Source organism: Collinsella aerofaciens, from assembly GCF_040915545.1.
GTDB lineage: Bacteria > Actinomycetota > Coriobacteriia > Coriobacteriales > Coriobacteriaceae > Collinsella > Collinsella aerofaciens_BE.
Genome location: NZ_JBCPDH010000043.1, coordinates 1 through 11,625 on the forward strand (window position 1 = coordinate 1; position 11,625 = coordinate 11,625).

Annotated in this window: 8 protein-coding genes; 4 read left to right on the top strand and 4 right to left on the bottom strand. The window is 59.5% G+C overall.

The features are described from left to right. Positions 1-279 precede the first annotated feature (279 nt). From grcA3 to AB5202_RS09410, 4 genes are all read right to left on the bottom strand, one after another. Positions 280-531, bottom strand: a complete 252-nt coding sequence (gene grcA3, locus AB5202_RS09395) for an autonomous glycyl radical cofactor GrcA3 (protein ID WP_117583521.1) — start codon at positions 529-531, stop codon at positions 280-282. Positions 532-616: 85 nt separating this feature from the next. Then, on the bottom strand, positions 617-2,668 hold the full coding sequence (gene pflB / locus AB5202_RS09400) for a formate C-acetyltransferase (RefSeq protein WP_055310750.1): 2,052 nt from the start codon (positions 2,666-2,668) through the stop codon (positions 617-619). A gap of 468 nt (positions 2,669-3,136) precedes the next feature. Continuing rightward, a complete protein-coding gene (locus AB5202_RS09405; protein WP_233504896.1) occupies positions 3,137-4,156 on the bottom strand; it encodes a 2-keto-3-deoxygluconate permease in 1,020 nt (339 codons plus the stop codon). Between the two features lie 108 nt (positions 4,157-4,264). Beyond that, positions 4,265-5,014 carry an SDR family NAD(P)-dependent oxidoreductase gene (locus AB5202_RS09410; RefSeq protein ID WP_006234857.1) on the bottom strand — a complete coding sequence of 250 codons (750 nt, stop codon included), beginning with the start codon at positions 5,012-5,014 and terminating at the stop codon, positions 4,265-4,267. 252 nt (positions 5,015-5,266) lie between these two features. Here AB5202_RS09410 and AB5202_RS09415 point away from each other — a divergent pair, with 252 nt between their 5' ends. From AB5202_RS09415 to AB5202_RS09430, 4 genes are all read left to right on the top strand, one after another. Next, positions 5,267-5,716 (top strand): MarR family winged helix-turn-helix transcriptional regulator, encoded by a 450-nt coding sequence (locus AB5202_RS09415; protein ID WP_148346445.1) that lies wholly within the window; start codon positions 5,267-5,269, stop codon positions 5,714-5,716. Next, positions 5,713-8,079, top strand: coding sequence for an ABC transporter ATP-binding protein (locus AB5202_RS09420; RefSeq protein WP_368144535.1), 2,367 nt, complete (start codon positions 5,713-5,715; stop codon positions 8,077-8,079). Before AB5202_RS09415 ends, AB5202_RS09420 begins: the two co-directional genes overlap by 4 nt. Further along, a complete protein-coding gene (locus AB5202_RS09425) occupies positions 8,079-9,935 on the top strand; it encodes an ABC transporter ATP-binding protein (RefSeq protein ID WP_117855785.1) in 1,857 nt (618 codons plus the stop codon). Before AB5202_RS09420 ends, AB5202_RS09425 begins: the two co-directional genes overlap by 1 nt. Positions 9,936-10,513: 578 nt before the next feature. Continuing rightward, positions 10,514-11,545 (top strand): 3-deoxy-7-phosphoheptulonate synthase, encoded by a 1,032-nt coding sequence (locus tag AB5202_RS09430; RefSeq protein ID WP_254881682.1) that lies wholly within the window; start codon positions 10,514-10,516, stop codon positions 11,543-11,545. Positions 11,546-11,625 lie beyond the last annotated feature (80 nt).

The following is an 11,625-nucleotide window of genomic DNA, read 5'->3' on the forward strand; positions in this document are numbered from 1 at the left end:
AAGTACATCTCGATGCTGGAGAGGGGCCAAAGGGAGCTCAAGCCCATAAGGAGGGCCTACGAGGCATGGGTCGAGGCGGGGCTCCCGCTCAATTGGGACAGGCAGGCGTTCGAGGCCGAGCGCAAAATGGATTCTAAAAGACACCTTGCCAAATAGGAGCGTCAGGATGCAAAGAGGCTCCGCCGCGCAACGCGCGCAGCGGAGCCTCTTTGCATGTCCGAGGACGTTTTGGGAAATAACCCAAAACCGGCCCCAGTAATCCTACAGGAGTTGAACCCTTTAGAACTTGTCGTGGAAGGTACGCGAAATGACCTCGTCCTGCTGCTCCTTGGTGAGCGTGTGGAAGTTCACGGCATAGCCGGAAACGCGGATGGTCAGCTGCGGGTACTTCTCGGGGTGAGCCTGAGCGTCAAGCAGCGTCTCACGGTTGAAGACGTTGATGTTCAGGTGGTGGCCACCCTTCTCGGCGTAAGCGTCGAGCATGTGGACCAGGTTATCGGCCTGAGTCTCAGAAACTTCAGAAACCTTCATAATGTGTCTCCTTCGATTAATAGGCGCCGGCCGAAACCGGCGCGCTAATCAGTAATCGTTATTGTTAGTATAGCACTAACAATAGTTACTCGCCCAGCTGATCAAGGTCGATATCGCCAAAGAACACCTGGTCCTCCTTGCCGAGCGCACTCGGGATGATGGAGAAGGTGTTGGAGATGCCGTCCTGAGCATCGCGGAACGGGAGCTTGGAAACCGAAGACAGCGAAGCGATGGCGCCATGGCTATCGCGCTTGTGCATGGGGTTAGCACCCGGGGCGAACGGCTGGCCAGCCTTGCGGCCGTCGGGCGTGGAGCCGGTCTTCTTACCGTACACGACGTTGGAGGTAATGGTCAAAACCGAGGTCGTAGGCACGGAGTTGCGGTAGGTATCGTTCATGCGGATGTACTCCATGAACTGGTGCACAACGTCGTGAGCGATCTGGTCGACGCGGTCGTCGTCGTTACCGTACTTGGGGAACTCGCCCTCGGTCTCGAAGTCGACGATGATGCCGTTCTCGTCACGGACGGGGTGGACCTTGGCGTACTTGATGGCGGACAGGGAGTCAGCCACGACGGAAAGGCCAGCGATGCCCGTAGCGAACCAGCGGTGCACGTGCTTGTCGTGCAGAGCCATCTGGATGCGCTCGTAGCAATACTTGTCGTGCATGTAGTGAATGATGTTCAGCGAGTTGACGTACACGCCAGCGAGCCACTTCATCATGTCGTTGTACTTGGCCACAACGTCGTCGTAATCGAGCGTATCGCCCTCGACGGCGCGATACTTGGGGCCGACCTGCTTCTTGGAGACCTCGTCAACACCGCCGTTGAGTGCGTACAGCAGGCACTTGGCCAGGTTGGCGCGGGCGCCGAAGAACTGCATCTCCTTGCCGATGCGCATGGAGGACACGCAGCAGGCGATGCCGTAGTCGTCGCCGTGGTAAACGCGCATGAGGTCGTCGTTCTCGTACTGGATCGAGGAGCTGGCGACGGAAGTCTTGGCGCAGAACTTCTTGAAGTTCTCGGGCAGACGGGTCGACCACAGAACGGTCATGTTGGGCTCGGGGCTGGTGCCCATGTTCTCGAGCGTGTGCAGGTAGCGATAGCTCATCTTGGTAACGAGCGTACGGCCGTCGACACCCATGCCGCCGATGGACTCGGTGACCCACTGCGGGTCGCCGGTAAACAGGGCCTGGTACTCGGGGGTACGGGCAAACTTGACCATGCGGAGCTTCATGATGAAGTGATCCACGAACTCCTGGATCTGCTCCTCGGTGAAGGTACCGTTGGCAAGGTCGCGCTCAGCGTAGATGTCGATGAACGTAGAGGTACGGCCGATGGACATAGCGGCGCCGTTCTGCTCCTTAACGGCAGCGAGGTAGGCGAAGTACATCCACTGGATGGCCTCCTGCGTGTTGGTAGCAGGGTTAGAAATGTCGAAACCATAGGTCTCGGCCATCATCTTGAGCTCGCCAAGGGCGCGGATCTGCTCCTGCAGCTCCTCACGATCGCGGATGTTGTCGGCGGTCATGACCGTCGGGGTGGAAGCCTTCTGGGCCTCCTTGTCCTTGATCAGGTAGTCGACGCCGTACAGGGCAACACGACGGTAGTCGCCGATGATGCGGCCGCGGCCATAGCCATCGGGCAGACCGGTGATGATGTGAGCCGAGCGGCAAGCACGCATCTCGGGGGTGTAGACATCGAAGACGCCGGCGTTGTGGGTCTTGCGCTCGAAGGTGTAGCGCTCGACAACGTTCTCGTCGACCTTGTAGCCGTGCTGGCTGGCAGCCTGGCAAGCGATGCGGATGCCGCCGTTGACGTGCAGCGCGCGCTTGAGCGGCTTGTCGGTCTGGAGGCCAACGATGGTCTCCTTCTCGCGGTGGGCGTTATCGATGTAGCCAGCGGGGTGGCTCACGATACCCGTGACGGTCTTGGTGTCCATATCGAGGACACCGCCCTGCTCGCGCTCCTTAAGCAGCAGGTCGAGAACCTCGCCCCACAGCTCCTTGGTACGCTCAGTCGGGCCGGCGAGGAACGACTCGTCGCCCTCGTAGGGGGTGTAGTTCTTCTGGATGAAGTCTCGGACGTCAACCTCTCCCGTCCAGATGCCTTCCTTGAAGCCTTCCCATGCCTCCTGCATTGTGTAACCACGCTCCTAGTTACGTGTAATGCGGCGCTCTCTCACACCGCTGCTTATTGAATTCTTGAATGTTCGGCTTGCACTACCGGCTTCTTCCGTTCTTCACCACACGTTGGTGCAGAGAAAAACGTTTGTCCACCTTGGAACTACAACCCAAAAACCCAAGATTTCACCCGTTTGAGAAGGATAACATAGCGACCCTCTCCATCTGGGCTGTTATATGTTTCTTTTTTTATATCATAAGGGCGTTTTTTACAAACCCGCAGGAAATGCGAGCGCGAACAACTACCGTTCACCGATTTGTATGTTATTTTTCCTTGCCTTTGTACGACGTTCGCTCTAGCTGTTATGCCAGCTTTAGCAGGGTAAAGTGTCCCAGAGACCCTACAGAAACTGCAGGGCGGCCACGGAATCCCCCGTGGTCGCCCTGTGGCATGGCTAGTTTTTAGCTTTGATTGCCGCTTGGCATTAGGCGGCTGCGGCGGCCTTGTCGGCCGTTGCCTTGCTATCGCCGTTGCCCTGGCCCTCAAAATGCTTGTAGCACCAGCTGGTGACCAGCGGGGTCAAAATAGCCGTAACGATTGCGCAGGCAGCAACCTGTGCCGTAGCCGTCGCGAGCACCGCACCGCCGTACATGGCCCCGTTGACGCTTGCCATGGCAGCAGGCGTGGCCACATTGGCTCCGGCGCAGCTCGAAATGGCCGCACCTGCGACACCCGTACCGCCCGTGAGCTTATCGACCGCGATAACGGGAATTGCAAAGACCACCGAGCAGATCACGCCGAGCAGAATACCGGGGAGACCGCCATTAATGAGCTGGCCAAAGGTCATGGTCGAGCCCATGGCAAAGAAGACGAGCACGATGATGGCGGAAAGTGCCGGTGCCATCATCTTCTTAAAGCTGGGGAACAGGTTACCCAGAATAATGCCGACGACGATCGGCAGAATGGCACCCACGAGCGACCAGCCGATCGGGGCCTGGCCGGCAGCGCCGAGCACGATCATCGTGACCGGAGGGCCGACAACCAGCGTGGTGATGGCGACAGCGCCACGCTCAGCCTCGTTGCCCATGGTACCCATCAGCCCAGCGTACATAGCGTTGTTGGCGCCGGTGCAAGCCGCCAGCATCACCATGGCAGAGATGCCAAACAAGTTGTCGTTGAACACATAAAGGATGAGCAGCGACATGGCAACGACCACGATCTGCTTGACGGCGATGATGATGGCGCCGCGGGCAGCGGCGGCAGGAGCGCTCTTAAACGAAATCGTCGTACCGACGATGAGCAAAAAAGCGCCCACGAGCGGACCAGCGCCCTGCTGGGTCATGCCAAGCGTAAAGCTGCCGAGCGTTTTGAACAGGTCGGGGAATAGCGTGTTGAGCAGACAGCCCAACAGAAGCGGCACCAAGATATTGGCGCCCGGGATGGAGGACATCTTAAAGAACGGCTCCTTTGCCGCCGGCGCCTCCACCGCAGCCGATTCACTCATATATATCTCCTTTGGATGCATGCGAATCGTAGCCGCATGCGCCTATATCAGAAAGAAGGCGACGGTCCCGAGTCGCAGGAGCCGTCGCCGAATAATCGTCGCGGAGTATTACCCGTCCAGAACGATGCCACCGTCGCAGTCACCGATCTCGCCGTTCACGAAGCTGGCGAGGTCGGAAGCGAAGAACAGCACCATCTGCGCAGGCTCGCTGGCCTGGGCGGCGCGGCCCAGAGGAATACCGTTGATGATACGCTGAGAGTTCTCGTCAGAGAGAATCGAGGTCATATCGGTCAACGTGAGCGACGGGCACACGGCGTTACAGCGGACGCCAAACTTGCCGCCTTCCTTGGCGACTGCCTTGGTTAGACCGTTAACACCGGCCTTGGAGCTCGCGTAAGCCGCGGTGCCGAGCAGGCCGCCGCCGATCTTGCCAGCAACAGAGCTCACGTTGACGATAGTGCCGGCATGGGCCGCCTTAAAGTGCGGGTACACGGCGTTCATCATGGTAAAGGTGCCGTTGAGGTTGATGTCGATGGTACGGCGCCACTCGGTGTCATCGATCTCGTCGAACTTCTTGGTGCTGATGACGCCAGCGCAGTTAATCAGGATGTTGGTCTGCGGCAGATCGGTGAAAATCTGCTCGACGGTCTCGCGCGCCTTGGGTGCATCGGCGACATCGAGCTGATAGAACTTGTTGCCCTCGCCAAGCTCGGCCACAGCGGCCTCGCCCTTAGCAGCGTTCCTTGCGATGAGCGCGACGTGTCCGCCGCCCGCAACGATACCCTTGGCAATCTCGAGGCCAATGCCCTGAGTGCCACCGGTAACGATCGCGGTCTTGCCCGTGAAGTCAAATGCCATGACTCCATCCCCCTTTATGTAAGGTGTCTCCTTGCGGGAAGTTGGAGCATCGCACGTGGCGATTATATGAGTCCCAGTCGTCATGGTGGTGACAACCCCTCGCCTAACCGCGTGCATGATAGTTCTTTAAAACGCTTCAGCAATTGAATGATTTTAAGTCTTTATGCGCTCTTTATATTGCCCACTGTATGAGGCCCGCGTATGGGGGTATCATCTTTCACCGAAAATAGTTTCTAGTGTTAGGGGTTTTCGGTGGAAGATACCGATTTCCATGAGCTTGGGAGTCAGCTCCTTACCGAGTTTGGCGGCATTCACCAGCGCGTTTCGCGCTTTGTGGACAAAGCTCTCAGCGGCGAGATGGCTGTCATGCGCGCCCTTATGCTCGCTGGCGGTTCGCTCACGCCGAGCGAACTCGCCGATCGCGCCTGGGTCTCGAACGCCCGCATCGCCAATATCCTACGCGCTCTCGAAGCCAAGGGTTGGGTTGAGCGTGAGCACTCAAAGACCGACCGTCGTCGCGTACACGTCATAGTGACCGACAAGGGATTCCAGGATCTCGAAATCAAACGCCGGGAATTCGAGGACCGCACCGCGGCTTTCCTCGAGCAGCTCGGCGAAACAGATACCCAAGAGATGGTGCGCCTTCTTAGACGTGCCAACGAAATTATCGACCGCAATCAAGAAAGGAGAGATGCCGAGTGAGGATTCTCAAGCTCTTTAAAAAGCATATCCTGGCACTGTTCACAGCTATCGTACTCATCGTAATCAGCTGCAACGCCGACCTGGCACTGCCTACCTATATGAGCGATATCGTCGACGTGGGCGTGCAGCAAGGCGGTATCGCCTCGCCCGTACCCGACACCATCCGCGCCGAATCGCTCGACGACCTCGAACTCTTTATGAGCGCCAAGGACGCCAAGGCTGTGGAGGCCGTGTTTAGCAAGGCTGACAAAAACGGCATTCGAACGTACAAGGGCACCGAGGAGGAGCGCGCCGACGGCGGCAAGATTGCCGACATCATGAGCCTGCCTGAGACCGTCGTCCTTTCGTTCAACCAGGGCATCGATGCCGACTCCATGGGCGACATGATGGGCACGTCCGGTGAGAAAGACAACAGCGGCGCTCAGGCCATGCCCACCCCCGAGCAGATGGCGGCAATGACGCCCGAGCAGCTCGCCGAGATGCAGCAGAAGGCCGCAGCGGCGCAGAGCATGCAAAAGCAGATCGACGCCGACGGCGGCAAGATCACCATGAAGAGCCTGCGCCTAGGCGTTGAAGGCGGTCTTATCGATCAGGGCAAGCTCGTCGAGGGCGCCAACGATATGGCGGACAAAATGGGTTCCATGTCGGGCTCCATCGTGACCCAACGCGCCGTGAGCTATGTACAGGACGAGTACAAGGCACAGGGCATCGACCCCGCCGATGTGCAGAACGCCTACCTGAGCCGCATGGCGACCACTATGTTTGGGCTGTGCCTGGTGTCGCTCGTCGCCACCATCCTGACCGGTGCCGTGGCTTCGCGCACCGCCTGCTCCATCGCCCGCGACCTGCGTCGCGAGACCTTCAACAAGGTTATGCACTTCTCGCCGGCCGAAGTGGGCAAGTTTAGCCAGGCCTCGCTCATTACCCGCTGCACCAACGACATTCAGCAGATCCAGATGGCCGCAACCCTGTTTATCCGCATGTGCCTGATGGCCCCCGTCATGGGCATCGTCGCCGTCATGCGCGTCCTGGCCAACCACACCGGCCTGGAGTGGACCATCGCCGTGGCCATCATCGCCGTCTCGGCCGTCGTCGGCGTGCTTATGGGCCTCACCATGCCCAAGTTCAAAAAGATGCAGAGCTTTGTGGACCGCGTGAACCTTACCGCCCGCGAGCTGCTCGACGGCCTTATGCCCATCCGCTCATTCAACCGCGAGGAGCATGAGCTCGAGCGTTTTGACAAGGCTTCGCTCGACCTGATGACCACGCAGCTCTACACCAACCGCGCTATGAGCTTTATGATGCCACTCATGATGCTCGTCATGAACTGCATCACCGTGCTCATCGTGTGGTTTGGCGCGCAGGGCGTGTCCGACGGCGTGATGCAGGTCGGCAACATGATGGCGTTTATCTCCTACACCATGCAGATCGTCATGGCGTTTATGATCCTCACCATGGTTTCGGTCATCCTGCCCCGTGCCGAGGTCGCAGCCGAGCGCGTGGAAGAGGTCATCACCTGCCCCACGAGCATCAACGACCCTGCCTCGCCCAAACTGCCCGCAGCCAGCGCGCCGCGCGGTGAGCTCACCTTCCGCGACGTGAGCTTCCAGTACCCCGATGCCCGCGCCGATGTCATCAGCGGCGTGAACTTCACCACACATGCCGGTCAGATGCTCGGCATCATCGGCTCCACGGGCTCGGGCAAGTCCACGCTCGTGCAGCTGATTCCGCGCCTGTACGACGTCACAGGCGGCAGCATTTCGCTTGACGGCGTCGACGTGCGTGACATGACTCTCTCCGAGCTGCGTCGCCGCATTGGTTACATCCCGCAGCAGGGGCGCCTGTTCTCGGGCACTGTCGAGAGCAACCTCAAGTTTGCCGGCGACATGGTGAGCGATGATGACATGCACCAAGCAGCGCGCATCGCACAAGCCGAGGACTTTATCGCCGAGCGCGAGGGCGGCTACGACTCCCCCATCAGCCAGGGAGGCTCCAATGTCTCGGGCGGTCAGCGCCAGCGCTTGGCCATCGCCCGCGCATTGGCCAAAAAGCCCGAGGTCGTGGTGTTCGATGACTCGTTTAGCGCCCTCGACTACAAGACCGACGCGCGCCTGCGCGAGGAGCTGGCCAAAAACGTTACCGACGCCGCACTCGTGGTCGTGGCCCAGCGCATCGCGACCATCATGCACGCCGACCAGATCATCGTGCTCGATGACGGCCACGTAGTGGGCACCGGCACGCACGAGGAGCTGCTACGCAGCTGCCCGGCGTACCTGGAGATCGCACAGTCGCAGCTTTCCGCCGAGGAGCTGGGGCTTACCCAAAAAGAAATTGCAGCCGTCATGGAAGGAGGCGAGCGCTAATGGCAGACGAGACCAAGACTCAGATTCCCAAGCCCACCCGCCAGCGTGGTCCCATGGGCCGCATGGGCGGCATGCGTCGTGGCGAAAAGGCCAAGGACTTTAAGGGCACCATGAGGCAGCTGCTCGGCTATATCGGCCAGCACAAGATTGCCGTGTTTGCCGCCGTCGCCTTTGCCGTGTGCTCGGTCATCTTTAACATTGTGGGGCCCAAGGTGCTCGGTCAGGTTACCACCAAACTGTTCGAGGGCTTAGTTGCCAAGGTCAACGGCACCGGCGATGTCGACTTTGCCTGGATTGCCAAGACGCTCGGCTTTTTGCTCTGCCTGTATCTGGCGAGCTCTGTCTGCAGCCTCATCCAGGGCTGGCTCATGACCGGCGTCACGCAAAAGATCTGCTATCGCATGCGCAAGGAGATCGCCGCCAAGATCGCCGTCGTTCCGATGAGCTACTTTAACGGACACAGCAAGGGCGACGTGCTCAGTCGCATCACCAACGACGTCGATACGCTCGGCCAGTCGCTCAACCAGAGCGTGACGCAGCTCATCACGTCGGTGACGCAGATTATCGGCGTGCTCGTCATGATGCTGTCGATCAGCCTGCCGCTCACCGGCGTCACCGTGCTCACGCTGCCGGCCGCCGCGATTATCCTGACCGTGATGATTCACTTCTCGCAACCGTACTTCCGCGAGCAACAGCAAGTCCTGGGCGCCGTCAACGGCATTATCGAGGAGGACTTTGCCGGCCAGAACGTCATCCAGGTGTTCGACCGCGCCGAGGCCTCGATCGAGGAGTTCGACCGTCAAAACGACCGCCTCTTTATTAGTGGCTGGCGCTCGCAGTTCCTGTCGGGCCTGATGATGCCGCTTATGAGCTTGGTGGGCAACATGGGCTACGTGGGCGTCGTCGTGGTAGGCGCGCAGCTCGCGCTGACCGGCAATGCCACGCCCGGCGACATCCAGAGCTTTATCCAGTACGTTCGCAACTTTACGCAGCCGGTGCAGCAGCTGGGCAACGTGAGCAATACGATGCAGTCGATGGCCGCCGCCACCGAGCGCGTGTTTGAGTTCCTGGCCGCGCCCGAGGAGGAACAGAAAGCTGACGCGCAGATTCCCGAGAAGCGCCCCGGCCACGTGGAGTTTGACCACGTCAAGTTTGGCTACACGCCCGACAAGACCATCATCCACGACTTTAGCTGCGAGGCGCAGCCCGGCCAGACCATCGCCATCGTCGGCCCCACCGGCGCCGGCAAGACCACGCTCATTAAGCTGCTGCAGCGCTTCTACGACGTGGACGGCGGTTCGCTGCGCGTCGAGGGCGTCGACGTGCGCGACTGGGACCGCGCGGCGCTGCGCGGCGAGTTTGCCATGGTGCTGCAGGACACCTGGCTGTTTAACGGCACCATCCGCGAGAACATCCGCTACGGACGCCCCGATGCGACCGACGCCGAGGTCGAGGCCGCCGCACGCGCCGCACGCTGCGACCACTTTATCCATACGCTCGCCGGCGGTTACGACTTTATGATCAACGAGGAGGGCACTAACCTCTCACAGGGCCAGCGCCAGCTCGTGACCATCGCCCGCGCCATTTTGGCCGACCGCCCGGCACTGATTCTGGACGAGGCGACTTCCAACGTCGATACCCGCACCGAGGAGCTTATTCAGCGCGCCATGGATGCGCTGATGCAGGGCCGTACCAGCTTTGTCATCGCACACCGCCTGTCCACGATCCGCAACGCCGACGTGATCTTGGTGATTCGCGACGGCGATATCGTCGAGAAGGGCACGCACGACGAGTTGCTCGCCCAGGGCGGCTTCTACGCCGACCTATATAACTCGCAATTCGACGAGGCGGCGTAGATACGGCCGCAGAGAAATGATGACGCCCGAGAACGGGGGCGCAGGACAACCTGCGCCCCCGTTTTGTGTCCTTCGAGCCTCGAAACGCTTTTCCTGAGACCTCATTGACGGCGCTTTCCAGACCCCGTGGGCAAAAAAGGGCAAATATGAGTACTGTTACCTTTTTAGTAACAGCCAAAACCGCCTCAAACGACCTCTTTGCGGCCTCTATACGCCTTCAAATTAATCAAAACGCCCGTTAGCAGGCTTCTGCGTGCCAACGTTAATGAACATATTTATTACTTTGTCTATTATCTCGCTAGACGGATATGTTAGTAGGTTAGCAACAGTACTCATATTTGGCATTTTTTGCCCACGGGGTGTTTCCTGGGGAACCGACAATAGCCTTAGTGTCCCGCGCGACGCCACTCCCTCCCGGTATCCGCCGACGTTCCCCCATATAAAACCTGCCAAAATAAACCTGTCCCTTTTGGCAGGTTTCGGGGTGGCAAGGGCTTGCACTTTAGCGTGCGACAGCGGATAATGCCGAGCATTCGAGAATACGCTTATTGCTCTTTCTATAGATTGAGGAGGCCCCTATGGCCATGGAATTCAAACGCAGGCTGCCGATCCCCATGGAGATCCGCGAGGAAATGCCGCTTTCTGCCGAGCTTACCGCCAAAAAGCAGGCATTTGACGCCGAGGTCGCCAAAGTCTTTACCGGCGAGGACGCACGTAAGGTGCTCATCATCGGCCCGTGCTCTGCCGACCGCGAGGATTCGGTGCTCGAGTACATGAACCGACTGGCCAAGACCGCCGAGGAGGTCAAGGACAAGCTCATCGTCATTCCGCGCGTCTACACCAATAAGCCGCGCACCAAGGGCACCGGCTACAAGGGTCTTCTGCACAACCCCAACCCCGAGGCTCCCGACGACCTGCTCGAGGGCGTCAAGGCCATCCGCCACATGCACCTGCGCGTCATCGAGGAGACCGGCTTCTTTACCGCCGATGAGATGCTCTATCCGTCCAACTACCAATACCTCGTTGACCTGCTGAGCTATGTTGCCGTGGGCGCACGCTCGGTCGAAAACCAGGAGCATCGCCTGGTGTCGAGCGGCATTTCGGTACCCGTCGGCATGAAGAATCCCACTGCCGGCTCTACCACCGTTATGCTCAACTCCATTTACGCCGCCCAGGCGCACCAGAGCTTCATCTTCCGCAACTGGGAGGTCGAGTGCGACGGCAATCCGCTCGCGCACGCCGTTATGCGTGGCTACATCGGTCTCGATGGGCGCACCTACCCCAACTACCACTACGAACACCTGGAACGTCTGGCTGAGCGCTATACCGAGCACGCCGGCTATGCCAATCCGGCGGCGGTCATCGACTGCAACCACGACAACTCGGGCAAGCGTCCGCTGGAGCAGTATCGCATTTGCAAGGAGGTACTCGACAGCTGCCGCCGCAACGAGTCCATCTCCAAGCTGGTCAAGGGCTTTATGATCGAGTCCTACCTGGAGGACGGCAACCAGCCGGTCGACGGCGGTGTCTTTGGCAAGTCGATCACCGACCCGTGCCTGGGCTGGGAAAAGACCGACTACCTCATCCACGAAATCGCGGAGCGGGTTTAGTTACGCGGGCCGCATTTGGACAATCTGACGTTCAACTTCAAGGGCGCGACCAGAAGGTCAGCGCCCTTTCGTTTCACGTC